This window comes from Actinomadura sp. GTD37 (assembly GCF_041951365.1).
Lineage (GTDB): Bacteria > Actinomycetota > Actinomycetes > Streptosporangiales > Streptosporangiaceae > Spirillospora.
The window spans coordinates 65,538-85,455 of record NZ_JBGNUS010000014.1 but is presented as its reverse complement, the minus strand read 5'-3'; the positions used below and the strand labels follow the sequence as shown (position 1 = coordinate 85,455).

Sequence of the window (19,918 nt, the reverse complement as noted above, 5' to 3'; positions counted from 1 at the left end):
CGCAGAGTCACGGTCATGACTGCTCCCACCGCGGCCTCCGCGCGGTACCGCGACGTCTTCGGCGTCCCCGAGTTCCGGACGCTGTTCTCCCTGCAGACGCTGCAGGTGGCGGGCGACTCCGTCCGGACGATCGCGCTGTCGGTCCAGACGTACGAGCGGACGGGGTCGTCCGTCTGGGCGGCGCTCGTCTTCGCCGCCGGGATGATCCCGTACGTGATCGGCGGCGCGCTGCTGCTCTCGCTCGCCGACCGCGTCCCGGGCAGGCGGCTGCTCACCGGCTACCACCTGCTGCGCTTCGCGGTCACCGCCGTCCTCGCGCTGGGCGGCCTGCCGCTGCCCGTGGTCCTGGCGCTGCTCGTCGCGGTGGGGCTGTTCGCGCCGGTCGGCGGCGCGGCCGTGCAGGGCCGGCTGCCCGCGCTGCTCCCCGGGGACGGCTACGTACTGGGCCGCTCGCTGTTCGGCATGACGAGCGCGGGCGCGCAGATCGCCGGCCAGGCGGCGGGCGGGCTGCTGCTGTCGGCGCTCACCCCGGCCGGGACGCTGTGGCTCGCCGCGGCGAGCGCGGCGCTGGCCACGGCGCTCGCCCGGCTCCGCCTCCCGGACGTCCCGCCCGCGGCGCGGGAGTCGTCGGGCCTCGCGGGCGAGACGTGGCGGACGAACCGCTCGCTGCTCGGCACCCGCCCGACCCGCGGGCTGCTGCTCGCCGCGTGGCTGCCGATCTCCCTCTCGGTCGCCGCCGAGGGCGTGGTGGTCCCCTACGCGGCCGGGGCGGGACGTCCGGACGCGGCCGGGCTGCTGCTGTCCGCCGCGGCCGCCGGGATGCTCGCGGGCAACTTCGTGGTGGGCCGCCTCGTCCCGCCGGGACCGCGCGAGCGCCTCACGCTCCCGCTGGCCCTGCTGACCGGCGCGCCCCTCCTGGTGTTCGTGTTCGAGCCGGGCCTCCCGGCGGCGTGCGCGCTGATGGCGGCCGGGACGTTCGGGCTGGGCTACGAGCTGACCGTCCAGCGGCGCCTCGTGGACGCGGTGCCGGAGGAGATCCGCGGACGGGCGCTCGGCCTGTCCGGCAGCGGCCTGATGACCGGCCAGGCGGCCGGCATCGGCGCGGCGGGCGCGCTCGGCGAGTTGCTGGCGCCCGGCCACGTCATGGCGCTGTGCGGCGCCGCCACCGTCGCCGCCTGCCTGTGCCTGACCCGCTCGCTGCGCTGACCCTCCGGGAGGAGGACCACATCAGCCATGCCTGACCCCTCCGCGAAGAGCATGACGGCGTACTCGGCCGAGGCCGGCCACGTACTCGACTCGTCCGTGGCCGGCTCGGCTTCGGCTCAGCCCTCCCAGGGGAAGCGGTCGGCGAAGGCGGGCTTCAGGTCGTCCAGCCAGACCGCGTTGGGGTCGTACTTGGCGAAGAAGGGCTTGCCGACGAGGTCGGCGTCGCGGCACTGGATGAAGTGCAGCGCGAACACCTGCTCGCCCATCAGGTCGACGACGCCGTCCACGCAGACCTTGCCCGGAGTCGCCGACATGGACGGGCCCCGGACGGTGCGGGAGAGGCCGGACACGCTCTTGTACGCGTCCCGGAAGATCTCGTACGCCTGGGCGAGCGGGACGGCGAAGTAGTCCTGCGGCCCCGTGTCGCGCTCGACGAACATGTAGTACGGGACGAGGCCCATCCGCGTCTGGACGCGCCACATGGTCTCCCACGTCCGGGCGTCGTCGTTGATCGTGCGGATCAGCGGGGCCTGGGTGCGGATGACCGCGCCGGTGTCGCGGATGCGGCGGCACGCCTCGGTGACCATGAGGGGCTCGAGCTCGCGCGGGTGGGTGAAGTGCGCCATGAACGCGAGGTTCTTGCCCGACTCCACGACCTGTTCGAACAGGCGGAGCATGTCGTCGGCGTCCGGGTCGGTGACGAACTTCTGCGGCCAGTAGGCGAGCGACTTCGTGCCGATCCGGATGGATTCGAGCTGCTCCAGGTCGAGCAGCGGCTCGACGTAGCGGCGCAGCACCGACTCGCCCATGATCATGGCGTCGCCGCCGGTGAACAGGACGCTGGTCACCTCGGGGTGGGAGAGGAGGTACTGGCGGAGGGCGGCGGGCTCGTCGCCGGCCATCTTCAGGTCGGCCTCGCCGACGAACTGGGCCCAGCGGAAGCAGTACGTGCAGTACGCGTGGCAGGTCTGCCCCTGCTTGGGGAAGTACAGCACGGTCTCGTCGTACTTGTGCTGCATCCCGGGGAGCTTGCCGTCGCCGAAGGTCGGGATGTTCAGTTCCATCTGACCGGCGGGGTGCGGGTTCAGTTTCATCCGCACGCGGTGGGCGGCGGCCTCGATCTCGGCCTTCGGGGCCTCGCGGCGCAGCAGGTCCGACAGGTGCGCGACGTCCTCGGCGGGGAGCATGTCCTCCTGGGGGAAGACGAGCCGGTAGATCGGGTCGTCGGGCGCGGCCGACCAGTCGATGAGCTCCTCGATGACGTAGGCGTTCGTCCGGAACGGCAGGACCGTCGCCACCGCCCGGGTCGCGAGCCGCTGCGCGGGCGACAGCCCGGCCCGAGCGGTGAGCTCGTCCAGGTGCTTCGCCGTGAAGGCGCGGAACTTGCGACCGGAGGATCGCATCGCGGGAGCCGCGTCGTTCACCAGTGTCACGTGTTGGTACTCCTTGCTGTCAGCGGGGAAGCGCACCCCGGCGCGTCGTCACGGACGGTGATCAAAGGTGCCGGGGGCACCCCCATTCAACCCTTTGGGACGGGTTCATGCCGAATTCATACCCTCTACCCGGTGAGGGCAAAGGCTGGTCAACGGACGATCCAGGCAAATCGCCTGGACATCATCGTTGACGGCCCCTCCCTTCTACAACGACTACGGGACGTCAACTACTCCGTCAGCGGGAGGCGAAGTTCCGCCCATCGACACTGCCAGCGGATACACCGGAACCCGCACCCCGGTCCCCGGCGGCCCCGATCTTCGGAAATACTGGGCGGGGCGGAACCGAGCGGCCTGATCGGCGCGCGCGACAGGGCGCGGGTGCGATCCGGCGGTGTGAGGGGGCCGGGTGGACTCAGACGTACGGGACGAGCCGGGCGTCGTCCCCCTGCGCGTGGTCGTCCTCGCGACCGTGGCCGCGATCACCTACGCGACGTTCGTGCTGGAGAACGTCCTCAGCCCCAAGCTCGACTTCTTCAACGGCTACGTGAGCGAGCTGTCGGCCTCCGACCAGCCGTTCCACCTCGTCTACAGCGCGGGCGACTTCATCACCGGCGTGCTGTCGATCCTGGTGGCGGCCGGGACGCTCCGCAGGCTCTCCCGCAAGCCCCTCGCCACGGCCGGGTGGGCGTTCCTCGGGCTCTTCGGCGTGTGCGCGATCGGCGACGCGTCCTTCCCGCTCGACTGCGCGCCGAGCCTGGAGACCTGGTGCGCGCTGCGGGAGCGCTCGGAGCACGTGTCGTTCTCCCACGAGTTCCACTCGTTCACCAGCAGCGCCGTGATCGTCTGCGGGGTCGCCGCGCTGCTGCTGCTGTCGCTCGCCGCCCGCCGCTACGGCTGGTGGCCGGCGCTCGCCCGCTGGGGCTGGCTGCTGGCGCTCGCCGAGTCGGTGTCCGCGCTGAGCACGCTGGCGGCGATGTACCTGGGGCAGTGGCTGGGGGTCGTCCAGCGCGTCCAGATCGGCATCCTGTGCCTGGGGCTGCTGGTGATCGCGTGGGCGCTGTACGCCGACCGGCGGGACGCGGCGCGCGCCGCGCGCGGCGCCGCCGCCGCGACCGAGGAGGCGTGCGTATGACCGGCAGCGGAGCCCGTCGGTCCGACGGTGAGATCGTGAACGTCGGGCGCGAGCAGGTGCACGTCGTCCGGTCCGGGCCGGCCGGCGGGCCGCCGCTGCTGCTGGCGTCCGGGCTCGGCGGCGCCTGGTTCGACTGGACGCCGACGGTCGGGCTGCTGCGGCACGGGCACCGCGTGACGGTCTTCGACCGCCCCGGCCTCGGGCTCAGCCCGGCCGGCGTCGCGCCGCCGTCGCTGCGCCGCGACACCGCGATCCTGGAGGCCCTCGCTACGCGGGCCGGGCGGCCGGTGGTCGTCCTCGCGCACTCGATGGCCTCGTTCCACGCCGAGGCGCTGGCCCGGCTGCGGCCCCGGCTCGTCCGGGGCCTGGTGCTCGTCGACCCGAGCTGCGAGCACGACCCGCGCGTGCGGGTGCGGGCCGCCGCCGCGCTGACCCCGCTCGCCGCGGCGGCCGGCGCGCTGCTCGGCGCGACCCGGCTGGCGCGGGTCGCCGGGCCGTTCGGGCGGCGGCAGGTCCTCAGGCGCACGAGCCGCCGCGACGAGGCCGTCCCCGGCGGCGTCGTCCGGTCGGTGTACGGGCGCGGGACGGTGATCGGCACCGTCGTCGCGGAGGAGCTGGCCTACCGGGAGATGGCCGCCGACCTGGCGCGGTTGCGGGAGCGGCGCCCCTTCCCGGACGTCCCGCTGGTCGTGGTGACCGCGCTCGGCGATGTGGACGGCCCGGCCCGCAAGCGCGAATGGGCCGGGGGGCACGAGCGGCTCGCCCGGATGAGCCCGCGCGGCAGGAGGATCGAGTTGCCGGACGCCCTGCACATGGTCCCGCTCGACCGTCCCGACGTCGTGGCCGACGCCGTCGACGACGTCCTCAAGGCGGAGACGACCGGCGGGGGATCGTCGACCCACGGGGAGCGCGCATGAGGAGGGCGCCGGCGGCCGCCCTGGCCGTGCTGCTCGCCGTGACCATGTCGGGCTGCAAGGTCATGCAGCGCATCTCGGAGGGCGCGTACCAGAACGCCGTCACCGACGGCACCATCGACGAGCTGAAGGTCCGCGGCATCGAGCTGCGCGAACGCCCCTCGTGCGAGTCGCCCGTGCCGAGCACCGACTCCGTGGTGCGGGTCGACTGCACGGCCCGGACGCGCGGCGGGGAACCGGTCACCGTGGAGGGCGTCGCGTACGACGCCGACACCGACCGCCCCCGCGAGACCTACGTCATCACCGTGGGCGGGCGCGAGGTGCTGCGGAAGAACTGCCTCGGCCTCGGCTGCGGCGATCCGGGCGCCTGAGCCTGCCGCACGGCAACGAATCCGCCTACGGAACGGAAAAACCGAACACCCAACGCATACGTTCCCGTACCGTCGGTGACGTAGCCGGTGTGAAGATGAATCGCAAGAAGGCCCTGATCCTGGGCTCCGCCGCGTTCGTCGCGCTCGTGCTCGCCGGTGGCGCCGCGTTCCTGGTGCTGGCCGGCGGCAAGGAGCTGAAGTACCAGTCGCAGGCCGCGCTCCGCAAGGCGCTGCCGGTGACCGCCGCCGCCGAGCTGCACCAGCGCGGCGTGGCCCTGGCGGCGCCGCTGAAGTGCGCGGACCTGCCCGGCTGGACGAAGGAGAAGCTGCGCGTCTCCTGTACCGGCACCACCTCGGACAAGAAACCGGTCCAGGTCATCGGCAGCGGGGAGAAGGAGACGCACGAGGCGTCCTACACGATCCTCGTGGACGGGCGGCCGGTCGTGCAGAACGCGTCCTGCCTGGGCGCCGACTGCCGGTCCGGGGAGGCGAACGGCGGGGGCTGACGCCGGGGTGATGATCGCCACTCCAGGCGGGCGCAGCCGAGGCAGGTGAGAGGACGCCATACGATGCGATGAGCTGCGTTCTTGCGGCGCACCGCATTTCCTTTCAGCCTCCTGGAGCTGCCATGACCGGCACGGGCGAGCCGTCGCGCGCCGCGGCGCCTCGCCGCGTGCCGCCGCGTCCGCTGCCGGTCGCGGTCGACACGATGGGCGGCGACCACGCCCCCGGGGAGATCGTCGCCGGGGCGGTCGAGGCGGTCCGCGAGCACGGCGTCCGGCTCGTCCTGGTCGGGCAGGCCGCGCGGATCCGGCGCGAGCTGGACCGGTACGGCTATGTCGGCAAGATCCCGATCGTGCACGCCGACGAGGCGCTCGACATGGGCGAGGGCGCGCTCGCGAGCTGGCGCAAGCCCCGCTCGTCCATCGCGATCGCCTGCCACCTGATCCGGCAGGGGCGCGCGTCGGCGCTGGTGTCGGCGGGCAGCACCGCCGGCGTGGTGGCGACGTCGCGGCTGCGGCTGAAGGGCCAGCAGGGCGTGATGCGGCCGGCGATCGCGGTGACGCTGCCGACCCGCCCGCGCCCGACGATCCTGCTGGACGCGGGCGCCACCGCGGACGTCAAGCCCGAGACGCTCGTCCAGTTCGCCGCGCTCGGCACCGCCTACGCGCAGATCCTGCTGGGCCCCGACCGTCCCACGGTGGGGCTGCTCAACATCGGCGCCGAGCCGGGCAAGGGCAACAAGCTCACCAAGCGGGCCCACGAACTGCTCGCGGGCGGCAGCCACGGCATCGAGTTCGCCGGCAACGTGGAGGGCCACGACCTGCTGCGCGGCCGGGTCGACGTCATCGTCGCGGACGGCTTCACCGGAAACGTCGCGCTCAAGACGATGGAGGGGACGATCGGCACCGCGTTCACCGAGATCCGCGACGCGATGACGTCCAGCGCGGCGGCGCGGATGGGCGCGCTGCTCCAGCGGCGCCGCCTCCAGGACCTCCGCGACCGGCTCGACCCCGACACCTACGGCGGCGGCGTCCTGCTCGGCCTGAACGGGACGGTCGTCATCGCGCACGGCGCGTCCCGGGCCCGCGCCATCACCTCGGCGTGCGAGCTGGCGCACCGCCTCGCCGCCGGGCGGATCGTCGAGCGGATCCGGGAGCAGGTCGCCGCGACCCGCACGTCCCGGTTCGGACGCTGGACGCACGGGGAGCGCGACGGCGCCGACCGGCCCGAGGAGAGGCCCCCCGAGAAGCCGCCGGAGGGCCCGCCGCCGCCCCGGGAGCCGGCCGGCGACACCGTCCCCGACCGCAAGGAACCGCCCGCCGCGCCGTAGGCCGCGCCGAAAACCGGGTCCGGCCGAGGGCGCGACGCCGATAACCTTGGGACATGCCCGATCCGCAACTCGTACTCGCCTCCCAGGTCCAGGCCGCGCTGAGCGCCGCCTTCGGACCGTCGTACGCGGACGCCGACCCGGTCATCCGGCCGTCGCAGTTCGCCGACCTTCAGGCCAACGTGGCGCTGCCGCTGGCCAAGAAGCTGGGCCGCAAGCCGCGAGACGTGGCCAACGCGATCGTCGCGAACCTCGACACCGCCGACGTGGTGTCGGAGGTCCAGGTCAGCGGGCCGGGCTTCATCAACCTGACGCTCAGCGACGCGTGGATCGCCGCCGAGGCGCAGCGCGCCCTGGAGGACGAGCGGCTCGCCGTCCCGCCGGCCGACCGGCCGCAGAAGGTCGTGGTCGAGTACTCCTCGCCGAACGTCGCGAAGGAGATGCACGTCGGCCACCTGCGGACCACGATCGTCGGCGACGCCATCGCGCGGATCCTCGCGTTCCTCGGCCACGACGTCGTCCGCGACAACCACGTCGGCGACTGGGGCACCCCGTTCGGGATGCTGATCGAGCACCTGCTCGACCTCGGCGAGGACGCCGCCGCGCGGGACGACTCGTCCGTCAGCGACCTGACCGCGTTCTACCAGGCCGCGCGGGAGAAGTTCGACGGCGACGAGGAGTTCGCCGACCGGTCCCGCAAGCGGGTCGTCGCGCTCCAGGCGGGCGACGCCGAGACGCTGCGGCTGTGGAACGTCCTCGTGGACGTGTCCAAGCGGTACTTCAACGCCGTCTACGGGCGGCTCGGCGTCACGCTCACCGACGCCGACATCAAGGGCGAGAGCTTCTACAACGACCTGCTGGCCCCGACCGTCCGGGAGCTGGAGGACAAGGGCATCGCGGTCGTCAGCGACGGGGCGCTGTGCGCGTTCCCGCCCGGCTTCACCGGCCGGGAGGGCGAGCCCCTCCCGGTGATCATCCGGAAGAGCGACGGCGGCTACAACTACTCCTCCACCGACCTCGCCACGATCCGGTACCGGGTCGACACCGAGCACGTCGACCGGATGGTCTACGTGGTGGGCGCGCCGCAGTCGCTGCACTTCCAGATGGTGTTCGCCGTCGCGCGGATGGCGGGCTGGCTGGACGACGCCGTGCAGGCCGACCACGCGCAGATCGGCAACGTCCTCGGCACCGACGGCAAGATCCTGCGGACCCGGGCGGGCGGCACCGTCAAGCTCGCCGAACTGCTGGACGAGGCCGTCGAGCGGGCCGGCGCCGTCTTCGACGAGATCCAGCACGACGAGCCGTTCGACGACGAGACGCGGGCCGCGATCGTCCAGGCGGTGGGCATCGGCGCGGTGAAGTACGCCGACCTGTCGGTGGCCCTCGACAGCGAGTACGTCTTCGACTTCGACCGGATGATCTCGTTCCACGGCAAGACCGGCCCGTACCTCCAGTACGCGGCGGCCCGGATCCGGTCGATCTTCCGCAGGGGCGGCGTCTCCGTCGCGGACGCGACCGGCCCGATCACGCTGGGCCATCCAGCCGAGCGGGCGCTCGCCCTGGAGCTGCTCGGGTTCGGGGCCGTCCTGAAGCAGGCCGGCGACACCGCCGAGCCGCACCGGCTGGCGTCCTACGTCTACGCGGTCGCCGACGCCTACACCACGTTCTACGAGAACTGCCCCGTGCTGAAGGCCCCGGACGAGGAGACGAAGGCGTCGCGCCTGGCGCTGTGCGCGGCGACCCTGCGCACCCTCGAAACCGGCCTGCACCTCCTCGGCGTCCCCACCCCGGAACGCATGTAAGGCCCGAACCTCAGCCACCGGTTCACGGGCATGCCCGCCGAGCCGGTCGACCGCAGCGACACCGGCAGACCCGCACGGTCACAACACGCCCGAACTGTGGCGTGAGGATCGACCGGCTCGTGACGGGGGTTCCAGGGGGTCGCTCCCCTGGGTCGACACAGCCCGCTCGCGCGTGATCTGCTCGCGGACTGCGGGGACGACCTCCAGGGCGAACACCGGGAGGTCCTCCGGGTCGCCGGCGTAGAGGAACGAGTCGACGCCGTGGCCGATGGCCAGTTCCGTCAGCTCGTAGATCCACTGGCGGGGCGGGCCGTGCAGGAAGCCGCGCGAGTCCGTCCCGTCCAGCGCCCCTTCGCAGACGTAGACGCGGCGGATGTCGGCCGGGTCGCGGCCGGCGCGCGCGGCGGCGTCGTCCAGGCGGCGCTGGCCGTCGGCGAGCCGCTTCGGCGGGACGGCCGACGACGGCGCGATCCAGCCGTCCGCGACCCGGCCGGCGAGGTCGAGCCCGCGCGGCCCGGTGACGCCGAGCCAGATCCCGATCCGGTGCGCGGGCGCCGGGCCGGCCTGCGCGGCGGCGAACCGGTAGTGCTCGCCCTGGAACCGGAGCCCGGACTGGTCGCTCCAGTGCAGCCGGATGATCTGCACGGCCTCCTCCAGGGCGCGCCGTGCCGCCGCGCGGCCGAGCCGCGCGCCGCCGTACGCCTCGATGCCGTCCGGTACGGCGCCCGCGCCGAGGCCGAGTTCGACGCGTCCGCCGCTGAGCCGGTCCATCGTCGCGACCGCCTTGGCGAGCGCGGCGGGCGGGCGCAGCGGCAGGCACGCCACCGCGGGCAGCACCCGGATGCGGGACGTGCCCGCCAGCACGGCCGCCAGCAGCGCCAGCGCGTCGGCGGTGCCGCGCCGGTACGGCTGGTCGCGGACGCCGAGGAGGTCGAGCCCGAACCGGTCCGCGTCCTGCGCTATGCGTATCAGCGGGTCGGACGCGGCCGGGGCGAGGCAGGCGCCGAACCGCAGCGGCCCGCGCGGCCGGGACGGCGACGTCATTGCAGGTAGCCTTCGACCTCGTCCGGCGGCCGGACGCCCGGCTCGCCGGGGTCCTCGCCGGCCTCCAGCCGGGCCCTGCGGCGGCGCAGCAGGTCCCAGCACTGGTCGAGGGCGACCTCCAGCTCCGCCAGCCGCCGGTGCTCCTCCTCGCGCCCGAGCCCGTCGCGCCGGTACCGCTCGCGGAGCCGCTGCTCCTCGCCGACGTACTCGTCGATGCGCGCCAGGATGCCCTTCTCGTCCATCGGCTCTCAGCGCTCGCGGACGGCGTTGGTGAGCCCGCTGAGGAACCCGCCCTCGCTTCTGGTCGAGTGCTGGAACGGGCCCGTCTTCGGCTCGACCGCCGGGGACGCGGGCGGCGCGGTCGCGGCGGCCCGGCCGGCCTCCTCGCCGGCGCGGCGGGCGGGCGCCTGCCGGGCCGCCGCGGACTTGGCGGACGTCCCCGTTCGGGTGCTCGCGCTCGTCCGGGACGAGGTGGTCTTGCGGGCGGCGCTCGTCCGCGACTTCGGCGTCGCGGTCGACTTCCTCGCCGTGCTCGACGGCTTGGACTTCGACGCCGCCGACGACTTGCTCGTCCGGGCCGACGTGGTCGGCCGTGAGCGGCTCGACGCGGCCGAGGTCGTCTTGCGGGCCGTCCCCGCCTTCGACGTGCCCGCCCTGGACGTGCTCGCCTTCGTGCTCGCCTTCGACGTGCCCGACTTGGACGTGCTCGCCTTCGAGGTGCTCGCCTTCGCGGACGAGCTCTTGCCCGACGGCGTGCTCTTCTTCGCCGTGCTGCTCTTGGCGTTCGACTTGGCCGTGGTGGTGATGACCTTGGCCGCCGCGTCCATCGCCTTGGCGGCGTCGGACATGGCCTTGGTCGCGCTGGTCATCGCCTTGGTCATCGCCGTCATGGCCTTGGCCGACGAGGACGCCTTGGTCGCCACCGACTTCATCTGCGTCGCGGCGGTCTTGGCCTGGCTCGCGGCCTTGGTGACGCGGGTCGCGGCGGCCGACGACGTCCGGCTGGACGCCGTCGACTTCTTCGCCGTGCTGCTCTTCGTCCCCGCCGACCTACCGGCCGACTTGCTTGCGGTCGACCTGCTCGTGGTCGATCTGCTCGTGGTCGATCTCGAGGACGAGCTCGCGGCCGACGTGCGCTTGGCCGCCGGCCTCTTGGCCGTGGTGGACTTGTTCGCTGATGTGCTCTTCGCGCGACCGGCCGTACCTCGGCTCGTCGTCGTGCGCGATGCGGTCTTGGTAGGCACTGATCTCCCCCCAGTGATGATCAGTTACGGGGAGATCTATTCCACACTTTGTGACCCTCTACACACGGTGCGTCAAATCGACTTAGATGCCCACCGGGTGCCAGACGGTCTTCGTCTCCAGAAATGCCGTCATACGGGCGGTTCCGGGCTCGTCCGCCCAGTCGGCGTCCTGCGGGCGGAGGACGCGCTTCAGGTTCCCGGCGGCCTTCTCCTCCAGGTCGCGGACCTGGTCGTGCGCGACGCCCGCGAGGTCGATCGCGTTGACGTCCATGTGCGCGGCCAGCCAGGGCGCGACCTCGGCGCGGCGTCCGGTGAGGACGTTGACGACCCCGCCCGGCAGGTCGGAGGTGGCCAGGACCTCCGCCAGGGTGATGGACGGCAGCGGCGCCGGTTCCGACGCGATCGCCACGACGGTGTTGCCGGACACGATCGCGGGCGCCACCACGGAGACCAGCCCGAGCAGCGGCGAGTCGGGCGCGACGGCGGCGACGACGCCGGTCGGCTCGGGCGTGGAGAAGTTGAAGAACGGCCCGGACACAGGGTTGGCGGCGCCCGCGACGGCGCTCAGCTTGTCGGCCCAGCCCGCGTACCAGACCCAGCGGTCGACGGCCGCGTCCGCCTCGGCCCCGGCCGCGCTCTTGGACGCGCCCGCCCGACGCAGCTCGTCGACGAACTGGTCGCGGCGTCCCTCCAGCATCTCGGCGACGCGGTAGAGGATCTGCCCGCGGTTGTAGGCGGTGCGCCCCGACCAGCCGGGGAACGCCTTGCGCGCGGCGACGACCGCGTCCCGGGCGTCCTTGCGGGACGCCTGCGAGGCGTTGGCCAGGAACCGGCCCTTGGCGTCGGTCACCACGTACGACCTGCCAGACTCCGAGCGCGGGAACGCGCCGCCGATGAACAGCTTGTAGGTCTTGCGGACGGCGAGACGGTCAGGCATTGAGGTAGGCCTCCAGTCCGTGGCGTCCGCCCTCGCGGCCGAACCCCGATTCCTTGTAGCCGCCGAACGGGGAGGCCGGGTCGAACTTGTTGAACGTGTTGGCCCACACCACCCCGGCGCGGAGCCGCTGCGCCGTCCAGAGGATCCGCGAGCCCTTCTCGGTCCAGATGCCGGCCGAAAGCCCGTACGGGGTGTTGTTGGCCTTGATGACCGCCTCGTCGGGGGTGCGGAACGTCAGCACCGACAGGACGGGCCCGAAGATCTCCTCGCGGGCGATCCGGTGCGACTGCGCGACCCCGGTGAACACCGTCGGCGCGAACCAGAACCCCTGGGACGGCAGCTCGCAGGGCGGCGACCACCGGTCGGCGCCCTCCTGCTCGCCCGCGTCCGCCAGCTCCTTGATCCTGGCGAGCTGCGCGGCGGAGTTGATCGCCCCGACGTCGGTGTTCTTGTCGAGCGGGTCCCCGACCCGCAGCGTCGCCATCCGGGCCTTCAGCCGCTCCAGCACCTCGTCCGCGACCGACTCCTGGACGAGCAGCCGGGAGCCCGCGCAGCACACGTGGCCCTGGTTGAAGAAGATCCCGTTGACGATGCCCTCGACGGCCTGGTCGAGCGCCGCGTCGTCGTAGACGATGTTGGCGGCCTTCCCGCCCAGCTCCAGGGTGAGCCTCTTGTCCGTCCCGGCGAGGGTGCGGGCGATCTCTCGTCCGACCTCGGTGGAGCCGGTGAAGGCGACCTTGTCGATCCCCGGATGGGATACCAGCGCGCGGCCCGTCTCGCCCGCGCCGGTGACGATGTTGACGACGCCGGGCGGCAGTTCGGCCTGCCGGCAGATGTCGGCGAACAGCAGCGCGGTCAGCGGCGTCGTCTCGGCGGGCTTGAGCACCACGGTGTTGCCGCAGGCCAGCGCCGGGGCGATCTTCCAGGCCAGCATCAGCAGCGGGAAGTTCCACGGGATGACCTGCCCCGCGACGCCGACCGGCCGCGGGTCCGGCCCGAACCCGGCGTGCGGGAGCTTGTCGGCCCATCCGGCGTAGTAGAAGAACCAGGCGGCGACGAGGGGCACGTCCACGTCCCGCGACTCGCGGATGGGCTTGCCGTTGTCGATCGACTCCAGCACCGCCAGCTCCCGCGACCGCTCCTGGACGATCCGGGCGATCCGGTACAGGTACTTGGCGCGCTCGCGGCCCGGCATCGGGCCCCACACCTTGTCGAACGCGGTGCGGGCGGCCTTGACGGCCCGGTCGACGTCGGCCTCGTCGGCGCACGCGACGTCGGCCAGGACGCTCTCGTCCGCCGGATTGATCGACTTGAACGGCTCGCCGTGCCCGTCGGTGAACTCGCCGCCGACGAACAGCCCGTAGGAGGCGCGGATGTCGACGACCGCCCGCGACTCGGGCGCCGGCGCGTACTCGAAAACCATGATCAGTCCAGCGTGAAGTAGTCGGGACCGGAATAGACGCCGGTGGCGAGCTTGCGGCGCTGCATCAGCAGATCGTTCAGCACACTGGACGCGCCCAGCCGGAACCACTCCGGGGTCAGCCAGTCCGGGCCGGCGGTCTCGTTCACCAGCACCAGGTACTTGATCGCGTCCTTGGTCGTCCGGATGCCGCCGGCGGGCTTGACGCCGACCTGCCGTCCGGTGGCCGCGCGGTAGTCGCGGACGGCCTCCAGCATCACCAGCGTGACCGGCAGCGTCGCCGCCGGCGACACCTTCCCGGTCGAGGTCTTGATGAAGTCGGCCCCGGCCCGCATCGCCAGCCACGACGCCCGCCGCACGTTGTCGTACGTCGCCAGCTCGCCCGTCTCCAGGATCACCTTCAGGTGCGCGTCCCCGCAGGCGTCCTTGACCGCGACGATCTCGTCGAACACCTTGGCGTAGTCGCCGGACAGGTACGCGCCCCGGTCGATCACCATGTCGATCTCGGCCGCGCCCGCCGCCACCGCCGCCCGCGTGTCGGCGAGCTTCGCCTCCATGGGCGCCCGCCCGGACGGGAACGCCGTCGCCACGCTGGCGACGCCGATGCCCGTCCCCTTGAGGGCCCGGACGGCGACGTCCACCATGTCCGAGTAGACGCACACCGCCGCGACCTTCGGGACGGACGCGTCCCCCGGATCAGGCTGGGCGGCCTTGGCGCACAGCGCCCGCACCTTGCCCGCCGTATCCGCGCCCTCCAGCGTGGTCAGGTCCACCATCGAGATCGCGAGGTCGATCGCCTCGGCCTTCGCCGTCGTCTTGATCGACCGCGTGGCCAGCCGCGCCGCCCGCTCCTCGGCGCCCACCCGGTCCACGCCCGGCAGGCCGTGCAGGAAGGCGCGCAGCTCGGCGGCGCCGTTCAGAGTCTCCGTTGACACGTCCCCAGCATCGCCGAACTACGCCCCAGGCACAAAACAGACACCTAACGAAGCGGTGTCGTCGTCCAGTGCGCGGGGTCGGCGCCGAGCGGCGTGATCCGCCGGAACAGCCCGGTCACCCCGCCATCGGCCTGAAGCCGCCGCAGCGGCTCACCCGTCGCCTCGATGGCGATGTCGTATCCGCCCACCCCGAACACATGGAGCGATTGGGACTTCGACGCCGGCACCCTGCCGATCGTGGGGCCGGGATGCGGAAGCCGCGTGTCGAACGCCGGGTGCCCGTCGACGCTCGTGTTGGGCTTGAAGAAGTTCCTGACCCGTTCACTGGCCGTGTTCATCGTGATCAGCAGGTCACCGCGCCCGCCCGGGATTCCGAAGGAGAAACAGACGTCCGAGCCGAGGCCCAGCCACACTCGCCCGGCCTCCAACCCCTGCGGAAGCCCGGTCACCCGCACCGGGAACGCCATCGGCTCGTCCCCGCCGAACCGCACCCCCGCCGCGATGCGCTGGACGGTCGCCGCGTCCGCGACACCGCGATCGTTGACCGACAGCAGCGCCCAGGTCTTCGGCCGGTACTCCCACCGGAACTCCGCCGGGACCTGCTCCGACCCGGGACCGCCCGGTTTGATCGACCAGTAGGCGGGACGCCCGTTCACCGGCGCCGCCTTCGTCAGATGCCCCTTCCGGGCTCCCGGCAGCATCGGGACGCCCGGCCGGATCCCGGCAGGGAGCAGGGTCAGCTCGATGGACAGGTTCTGCGGCCCGCGCCCGGCGTTCACCTTGTAGACGGGGTGAGGTCCGCCGTCATGCGTGACCCGCGTCCGCACGAAACCTGGAGGCAACCACCCGAACCTGGCCTTCTCGATCAGCGGGCTCGGATACCTCGACGGCTCCACCGCCTTGTCGGGACGCTCGTCGTGGGACGACGGCAGCACCGCGACCCCCGCCACGGCCGCCGCGACCCCCGCGGCCACGGCGACGGCCGCCGCCTTCCTGGCCCGCCTGGTCCGCCGTCCCCTGGCCATGGCCGCCGCGACGTCCACGGCGGACGCCGGGCCGGGGGCACTCGCGAGGCCCTCCAGCCGCTCCTTGAGGTCGTTCATGTCCGCCTCTCCCCCTCCGGTACCGGATCGAGGACGCGCCGCAACGCGTCCAGGCCGCGGGCGGTCTGGCTCTTGACCGTCCCGGCGGAGCACCCCAGCACGCCGGCGGTCTGCTCGATCGAGAGGTCGCAGTAGAACCGCAGCACCACGGCGGCCCGCTGCCGGGGCGGAAGGCCCGCCAGCGCCGCCCGCAGATCCACGCCGCCCGCGTGGTCGGCGGGCTCGACGAGGACGTCCGGCGGCCGCTCGACGACCCGGACCCGCTGCCGCCACCCGCCCCGCTGCTCGGCCAGGAACACCCTGACCAGGACCGTCCGGGCGTACCCGTCCACGTTGTCCGCCGCCGACGCCCGCCGCCAGTGCACGTACAGCCGCGTGATCGCCGTCTGGACGAGGTCGTCCGCCCGGTGCCAGTCCTGGCACAACAGGAAGGCGACCCGCCGTAACCACGGCGTCCGGGCCGTCACATAAGCGGTGAACTCCGCATCACGCCCCGCCATCCGCACACTCCTCACCTGGCCCACACCCCCCTGATGCGCCAACCCCCACAAAAGGTTGCACGCACCGGCCATAGGCCACACCGGACCACCAGGGACGGCGGACGCGAGGCGACGGCATCCGGCAGACGCGCCAGGCATGAGCGTGCGGGTGTTCGGTCAGGTCCACTCGCGGCGCGCGAACAAGCGGTGTTTGAGGACGAGGTCGAGAGCTTCGGCCGCCGCCCCGACATCACCGCAGGGACGGACGAACCCGTCCCGCCCGTTGCCGGCCTCGAAGTATCCCCATCTCTCGCCCGGCAATGCCCGCACCGTGATGACGGCGCCGACGTCGTAGGCATGCCCGCTGGCATACACCCACAGCAAAGGCACCGGAAACCGAAACTCGCGCCGGTCGTACAGCCCGACGCACCGCCACCCCAGCGGCAGTAGCGCGAACCGCAGGCCCTCCAGCCGCCGCACGGCCGCCTCATGGCCGACCAGCGTCCGCGCCTCCAGAACCAGTCGCCACCGGCCGGCCGCCCGCATCAGCCCACGCACCGCTCCAGCCGTCACTGCGCACCATTCCCGTGCATGAGGTATTCGACCTGCTGACGGCTGAACCGGCGGACGCGACCGAGCGTGCGAATGGACGCCAGCTTGCCGTCATCGGCCCATCGAGTGACGGTCTTGGGATCGACGCGGAACATCGTGGCCACATCACCAGGCGTCATCAGCTGCCCGGCACCGAAGTCCCACCCATCGATGATCACCGGCTCGCGGCTGCTCACCAGGGCTTTCCGTCTCGGCGACGGTGATTTCGGGGTGCGGACGACCCATTCGGCGAAAACGGTCTTGCCACCCGCCACGTCGCGCAGCGTGCCCCAGCGAGTGACCAGCTCTCCGACGATCATCAGCCCGCGGCCCCCCACCGCGTCAGGTCCCGGGGCTCGCGGCACCGGAAGCCTCCCGTCGCCGTCCCAGACCTTCACCACGTGCATGTCACCGTCCGAGCAGGCGTCCACCCGGATCTCGTCGGTCCGCGCGTGCCGTATCGCGTTGGTGACCAACTCCGATACCACCACCCGCACGTGATATCCGTCGACAGGCCATTCGGCGGCGATCTCCGCAACATAATCCCGCGCCGCTTTGATAATTTCGACGTCCGGCTTGAACGCGAGCATCTCGCTCCCTCCTTGCCCGTTTTCTGGCCACAGCGTGACGGCCCGCGCTAGGGTTCAATTCGTTCAACCACGTAATCTGTACTTGGGGGATCATTAATGGGCGCTCGGAATGATCTCGATTCAGACCACGATCATTGGCATTGGCTGGCGGCTGACCTGCGCGTATGGCGCATCGAACGAAACATGACGCAGACCGATGTGGGCAAGATCCTCGGCGTCACAAAAACTCAGGTTTCGAACTGGGAATCGGCTCGCGAGAACCTTCCTTTGAAGCACGCCGAAACTTTGGACAGAGTTTGGCGTACATATGGGCATTTCACCCGACTTCGCCGTTTGGCGGAGCGCGCTCACGACCCGGGCTGGTGGAACCAGTACACGCCGATCGAGGCGCAGGCGTCCCGCATCTGCTACTGGGCTCTCGCGATCATCCCGGGATTGCTCCAGACGCCGGACTACGCCCGAGCTCTCCTGGAGGGCGGCCAGATCATCGAGGACGTGGAGGCCACGGTCGACGCTCGCATGGCCCGGCAAGCGGTACTGAGCCGGGACAGACCGCCCGAACTGCGTGCACTGGTCAACGAGTCGGCACTCGACCAGCCCGTCGGCGGAACGGAGGTCATGAGAGAGCAGCTCGCCCACCTCATCACGCTCAGCCACCGGCGCAACATCATCCTGCGCGTCGTGCCCCGCAGTGTCGGCGCGCACATCGGCCTCGACGGCTCGTTCGCAATCCTCGATGGGACAAAGGATTCCGCGGCCTACATGGATGCAAACACCGGTGGCAGACTGACCCAGGACTCGACAAGGCTGGACGACCTCCATTAGCGCTTCGACCTCATCGGCTCCGAAGCGTTGTCCGCGTCCGCCTCACGTGTCCACATCGCACAGATCATGGAGGCCATGCAGTGATCGAGTGGCGCAAGTCCAGCCGCAGCAACGCGTCCGGTGAGGAGTGTGTGGAGGTCGCGGCGCTCGCCGCCGGGCGCGGCATCAGGGACAGCAAGGCCCCCGATGCCGGATATCTGACCCTCACCGCCTACGGTTTCACTCAGCTCCTCACCCACATCAAGCAGGACGAGCTGAACCCCGGCATCAGACGATAGTCGGGGGTGGCGTCACCCCCAGTCGTAGTCACAGGAGTCTTGCGGCCGATGCCGCGTCCGTGTCGGCGGATCCACTCTTGAGGTCCGTCGAGCGAGGAGGACCCCCGTGCCTTACGGCTATCTGATCAGTACGGTGCTCGCGGCGGGCGCCACAGCGATCGCGCTGGCGCCGCCGCGCAGGCCGCGCGGGCTCGTCAACTTCGGCTTCCGGATCAGCACGGTGCCGAACGAGGTGCCGTTCCTGGTGTTCTTCCTGGTGCTCGCCTCGACGCTGCTCGCCGCCGCGCAGCGGGACCTGGGGTCGCCGGGCGCCCTGGCCGTGCTCGGACTCGCCGTCCTGACCGCCGCAGGTCTGGTGGTCGTCGTCCGGCGGCAGCTGGCGGCCGGTCCCGCGCTGGAGCGCGCCATGACCGAAGGCTTTGGACCGGAATGGCGCACCCCCGGGCTGCGTCGCCGCCTCCCCTTCGGCCGCATCCTCCTCGGCGTGCACGTCCGGCGCCGGGACGTCGAGCGGATCGCCGACCTCCCCTACGGCGACGACCGGCGCCACCGCCTGGACGTCTACCGCAACCGCTCCGCCCCGGAGGGCGGGCCCACGCTCATCTACTTCCACGGCGGCGGCTACTTCAGCGGCCACAAGAACCGCGAAGCCCGGCCGCTGCTCTACCGGCTGGCGAGCCAGGGGTGGGTGTGCGTGAGCGCCGACTACCGCCTCCGTCCGGACGCGGGCCTCCTCGACCATCTGGCCGACGCCAAGAAGGTCATCGCGTGGGCGCGCGAGCATGGCCGCGCGTACGGCGCCGGCGGCGGCACTCCGGTCATGGCGGGCAGTTCCGCGGGAGCCCACCTGGCCGCGCTGTGCGCGCTCACCCAGAACGACCCCGCCTACCAGTCGGGCTTCGAGTCCGCTGACACGTCCGTCGCCGCCGCCGTCTGCCTGTACGGATACTTCGGCGCCTACTACGGGCACGGCGAAGGGACCGGCTCGTCGCCCCTCGACCACGTCCGCGCTGACGCGCCGCCGTTCCTCGTCGTGCACGGCGACGCCGACACGCTCGTCCCCGTGCGGGAGGCGCGTCACTTCGCCGACGCCTTGCGCGACGCGTCCGAAGGCCCGGTCGTGTACGCCGAGTTGCCCGGCGCGCAGCACGCGTTCGACCTGTTCCACTCGCTGCGCTTCGACCTGGTCGTGGACGCCGTCGAGGCGTTCGCCACGCGGCTCGTGTGCCGTCCCGCCGGGCGGCGAGGTCGTCTTCAATCACCGCCCGCGTAGCGGAGGTCGGCCGGTCAGCGTGGCACGAGTTTGAGCGTCGTGTCCCTGGGGCCGGGGCGGGTCATCGGCTCGGCGTGGGGCGTGCTGCCGTACTTGGCCATGTAGGCGGCGTCGACCTGCTCGTTGACGGCCGGGTCGCCCTCGTCGACGAACGCCACGTCCTTGGTCGTACCGTTCGCGCGGATCTGGCCTCGGTGGGTGTTCTCGGCGGTCTGGTACCAGTGGCCTCCGGGGCCGTTGACCGAGCGCACGTACATCTCCTCGCCGCTGCGGACGATCCAGATGGTGGTCGGGCTCCGCAGCGTGCCGTCGCTCTCCTCCGGCGCGATCTGGATCTCGTCGGCGCCGCCGAGGCGGGCCAGGTCGTCACTGCTCCATGTGGACATGCCGGGGTCATGCCCGGCGAGCCGTCCGATGCGTCCCGCGTTGCTCGAATTTGGCGATGTCCGGGGCGTCTTCGTCCCGTCGCATTGACATCGGGGAGGATCACCCATCTAAAGTACTAGCATG

At 72.0% G+C, this 19,918-nt stretch carries 22 protein-coding genes and 1 pseudogene; 10 read left to right on the top strand and 13 right to left on the bottom strand.

Annotated features, from left to right (window positions below):
- Window positions 1-15 precede the first annotated feature (15 nt).
- Entirely contained in the window at window positions 16-1,206 is a 1,191-nt protein-coding gene (locus tag ACA511_RS39130; protein ID WP_375029800.1) for an MFS transporter, read from the top strand.
- A 116-nt stretch (window positions 1,207-1,322) separates the two neighbouring features.
- Here the strand turns inward: ACA511_RS39130 and ACA511_RS39125 are convergent, their stop codons facing one another.
- Window positions 1,323-2,609: a KamA family radical SAM protein gene (locus ACA511_RS39125; RefSeq protein WP_375029842.1), complete on the bottom strand. Its 1,287-nt coding sequence runs from the start codon at window positions 2,607-2,609 to the stop codon at window positions 1,323-1,325.
- A gap of 436 nt (window positions 2,610-3,045) precedes the next feature.
- Between ACA511_RS39125 and ACA511_RS39120 the strand changes: the two genes are divergently transcribed.
- The 6 genes from ACA511_RS39120 to argS all read left to right on the top strand — a co-directional run bounded on the left by ACA511_RS39120 (window position 3,046) and on the right by argS (window position 8,689).
- Window positions 3,046-3,771: a DUF998 domain-containing protein gene (locus ACA511_RS39120; protein WP_375029799.1), complete on the top strand. Its 726-nt coding sequence runs from the start codon at window positions 3,046-3,048 to the stop codon at window positions 3,769-3,771.
- Window positions 3,768-4,688 carry an alpha/beta fold hydrolase gene (locus ACA511_RS39115; protein ID WP_375029798.1) on the top strand — a complete coding sequence of 307 codons (921 nt, stop codon included), beginning with the start codon at window positions 3,768-3,770 and terminating at the stop codon, window positions 4,686-4,688. Before ACA511_RS39120 ends, ACA511_RS39115 begins: the two co-directional genes overlap by 4 nt.
- Window positions 4,685-5,056 (top strand): hypothetical protein, encoded by a 372-nt coding sequence (locus tag ACA511_RS39110; RefSeq protein ID WP_375029797.1) that lies wholly within the window; start codon window positions 4,685-4,687, stop codon window positions 5,054-5,056. The genes ACA511_RS39115 and ACA511_RS39110 overlap by 4 nt, the downstream gene beginning before the upstream one ends.
- A 95-nt stretch (window positions 5,057-5,151) precedes the next feature.
- Window positions 5,152-5,562, top strand: coding sequence for a hypothetical protein (locus ACA511_RS39105; protein ID WP_375029796.1), 411 nt, complete (start codon window positions 5,152-5,154; stop codon window positions 5,560-5,562).
- Between the two features lie 122 nt (window positions 5,563-5,684).
- Entirely contained in the window at window positions 5,685-6,890 is a 1,206-nt protein-coding gene (plsX, locus tag ACA511_RS39100) for a phosphate acyltransferase PlsX (protein WP_375029795.1), read from the top strand.
- A gap of 53 nt (window positions 6,891-6,943) precedes the next feature.
- Window positions 6,944-8,689 carry an arginine--tRNA ligase gene (gene argS, locus ACA511_RS39095; RefSeq protein WP_375029794.1) on the top strand — a complete coding sequence of 582 codons (1,746 nt, stop codon included), beginning with the start codon at window positions 6,944-6,946 and terminating at the stop codon, window positions 8,687-8,689.
- Between the two features lie 78 nt (window positions 8,690-8,767).
- On the opposite strand, the gene ACA511_RS39090 is transcribed toward argS, so the two are convergent.
- From ACA511_RS39090 to ACA511_RS39040, 11 genes and pseudogenes are all read right to left on the bottom strand, one after another.
- Entirely contained in the window at window positions 8,768-9,733 is a 966-nt protein-coding gene (locus ACA511_RS39090; protein WP_375029793.1) for an LLM class flavin-dependent oxidoreductase, read from the bottom strand.
- Window positions 9,730-9,975 (bottom strand): DUF2630 family protein, encoded by a 246-nt coding sequence (locus ACA511_RS39085; protein ID WP_375029792.1) that lies wholly within the window; start codon window positions 9,973-9,975, stop codon window positions 9,730-9,732. The genes ACA511_RS39090 and ACA511_RS39085 overlap by 4 nt, the downstream gene beginning before the upstream one ends.
- Before the next feature lie 6 nt (window positions 9,976-9,981).
- A complete protein-coding gene (locus ACA511_RS39080; RefSeq protein ID WP_375029791.1) occupies window positions 9,982-10,977 on the bottom strand; it encodes a hypothetical protein in 996 nt (331 codons plus the stop codon).
- 82 nt (window positions 10,978-11,059) lie between these two features.
- A complete protein-coding gene (locus ACA511_RS39075; protein ID WP_375029790.1) occupies window positions 11,060-11,914 on the bottom strand; it encodes an aldehyde dehydrogenase family protein in 855 nt (284 codons plus the stop codon).
- The gene (locus ACA511_RS39070; protein WP_375029789.1) at window positions 11,907-13,337 is read right to left on the bottom strand and encodes an aldehyde dehydrogenase family protein; all 1,431 of its coding nucleotides are present in this window, start codon (window positions 13,335-13,337) and stop codon (window positions 11,907-11,909) included. The genes ACA511_RS39075 and ACA511_RS39070 overlap by 8 nt, the downstream gene beginning before the upstream one ends.
- A gap of 2 nt (window positions 13,338-13,339) precedes the next feature.
- Complete coding sequence (gene deoC, locus ACA511_RS39065; protein ID WP_375029788.1) at window positions 13,340-14,269, bottom strand: deoxyribose-phosphate aldolase; 930 nt, start codon at window positions 14,267-14,269, stop codon at window positions 13,340-13,342.
- A gap of 44 nt (window positions 14,270-14,313) precedes the next feature.
- Window positions 14,314-15,372, bottom strand: coding sequence for a hypothetical protein (locus ACA511_RS39060; protein WP_375029787.1), 1,059 nt, complete (start codon window positions 15,370-15,372; stop codon window positions 14,314-14,316).
- Window positions 15,369-15,872 (bottom strand): SigE family RNA polymerase sigma factor, encoded by a 504-nt coding sequence (locus tag ACA511_RS39055; protein WP_375029786.1) that lies wholly within the window; start codon window positions 15,870-15,872, stop codon window positions 15,369-15,371. The genes ACA511_RS39060 and ACA511_RS39055 overlap by 4 nt, the downstream gene beginning before the upstream one ends.
- A 156-nt stretch (window positions 15,873-16,028) precedes the next feature.
- Window positions 16,029-16,424 carry a hypothetical protein gene (locus ACA511_RS39050; protein ID WP_375029785.1) on the bottom strand — a complete coding sequence of 132 codons (396 nt, stop codon included), beginning with the start codon at window positions 16,422-16,424 and terminating at the stop codon, window positions 16,029-16,031.
- A complete protein-coding gene (locus ACA511_RS39045) occupies window positions 16,421-16,582 on the bottom strand; it encodes a BldC family transcriptional regulator (RefSeq protein ID WP_375029841.1) in 162 nt (53 codons plus the stop codon). Before ACA511_RS39045 ends, ACA511_RS39050 begins: the two co-directional genes overlap by 4 nt.
- 126 nt (window positions 16,583-16,708) lie before the next feature.
- Window positions 16,709-17,032: pseudogene (locus ACA511_RS39040) on the bottom strand (ATP-binding protein); the annotation flags it as partial.
- Between the two features lie 96 nt (window positions 17,033-17,128).
- On the opposite strand from ACA511_RS39040, the gene ACA511_RS39035 reads away from it, so the two are divergent.
- From ACA511_RS39035 to ACA511_RS39025, 3 genes are all read left to right on the top strand, one after another.
- Window positions 17,129-17,857 (top strand): Scr1 family TA system antitoxin-like transcriptional regulator, encoded by a 729-nt coding sequence (locus ACA511_RS39035; RefSeq protein ID WP_375029784.1) that lies wholly within the window; start codon window positions 17,129-17,131, stop codon window positions 17,855-17,857.
- Between the two features lie 80 nt (window positions 17,858-17,937).
- Entirely contained in the window at window positions 17,938-18,135 is a 198-nt protein-coding gene (locus ACA511_RS39030) for a DUF397 domain-containing protein (protein ID WP_375029783.1), read from the top strand.
- A 106-nt stretch (window positions 18,136-18,241) separates the two neighbouring features.
- Complete coding sequence (locus ACA511_RS39025; RefSeq protein ID WP_375029782.1) at window positions 18,242-19,408, top strand: alpha/beta hydrolase; 1,167 nt, start codon at window positions 18,242-18,244, stop codon at window positions 19,406-19,408.
- Window positions 19,409-19,422: 14 nt separating this feature from the next.
- Here the strand turns inward: ACA511_RS39025 and ACA511_RS39020 are convergent, their stop codons facing one another.
- Window positions 19,423-19,794, bottom strand: a complete 372-nt coding sequence (locus tag ACA511_RS39020; protein ID WP_375029781.1) for a DUF2255 family protein — start codon at window positions 19,792-19,794, stop codon at window positions 19,423-19,425.
- Between the last annotated feature and the right edge of the window lie 124 nt (window positions 19,795-19,918).

What these genes read in the sequence shown, in the direction of transcription:
- ACA511_RS39130 (WP_375029800.1), top strand. Translation starts at nt 16, where the DNA reads ATGACTGCTCCCACCGCGGCCTCCGCGCGGTACCGCGACGTCTTCGGC.
- ACA511_RS39125 (WP_375029842.1), bottom strand. Translation starts at nt 2,609, where the DNA reads ATGCGATCCTCCGGTCGCAAGTTCCGCGCCTTCACGGCGAAGCACCTG.
- ACA511_RS39115 (WP_375029798.1), top strand. Translation starts at nt 3,768, where the DNA reads ATGACCGGCAGCGGAGCCCGTCGGTCCGACGGTGAGATCGTGAACGTC.
- ACA511_RS39110 (WP_375029797.1), top strand. Translation starts at nt 4,685, where the DNA reads ATGAGGAGGGCGCCGGCGGCCGCCCTGGCCGTGCTGCTCGCCGTGACC.
- ACA511_RS39105 (WP_375029796.1), top strand. Translation starts at nt 5,152, where the DNA reads ATGAATCGCAAGAAGGCCCTGATCCTGGGCTCCGCCGCGTTCGTCGCG.
- plsX (WP_375029795.1), top strand. Translation starts at nt 5,685, where the DNA reads ATGACCGGCACGGGCGAGCCGTCGCGCGCCGCGGCGCCTCGCCGCGTG.
- argS (WP_375029794.1), top strand. Translation starts at nt 6,944, where the DNA reads ATGCCCGATCCGCAACTCGTACTCGCCTCCCAGGTCCAGGCCGCGCTG.
- ACA511_RS39090 (WP_375029793.1), bottom strand. Translation starts at nt 9,733, where the DNA reads ATGACGTCGCCGTCCCGGCCGCGCGGGCCGCTGCGGTTCGGCGCCTGC.
- ACA511_RS39085 (WP_375029792.1), bottom strand. Translation starts at nt 9,975, where the DNA reads ATGGACGAGAAGGGCATCCTGGCGCGCATCGACGAGTACGTCGGCGAG.
- ACA511_RS39075 (WP_375029790.1), bottom strand. Translation starts at nt 11,914, where the DNA reads ATGCCTGACCGTCTCGCCGTCCGCAAGACCTACAAGCTGTTCATCGGC.
- ACA511_RS39070 (WP_375029789.1), bottom strand. Translation starts at nt 13,337, where the DNA reads ATGGTTTTCGAGTACGCGCCGGCGCCCGAGTCGCGGGCGGTCGTCGAC.
- ACA511_RS39060 (WP_375029787.1), bottom strand. Translation starts at nt 15,372, where the DNA reads ATGAACGACCTCAAGGAGCGGCTGGAGGGCCTCGCGAGTGCCCCCGGC.
- ACA511_RS39055 (WP_375029786.1), bottom strand. Translation starts at nt 15,872, where the DNA reads ATGGCGGGGCGTGATGCGGAGTTCACCGCTTATGTGACGGCCCGGACG.
- ACA511_RS39045 (WP_375029841.1), bottom strand. Translation starts at nt 16,582, where the DNA reads ATGACGCCTGGTGATGTGGCCACGATGTTCCGCGTCGATCCCAAGACC.
- ACA511_RS39035 (WP_375029784.1), top strand. Translation starts at nt 17,129, where the DNA reads ATGGGCGCTCGGAATGATCTCGATTCAGACCACGATCATTGGCATTGG.
- ACA511_RS39020 (WP_375029781.1), bottom strand. Translation starts at nt 19,794, where the DNA reads ATGTCCACATGGAGCAGTGACGACCTGGCCCGCCTCGGCGGCGCCGAC.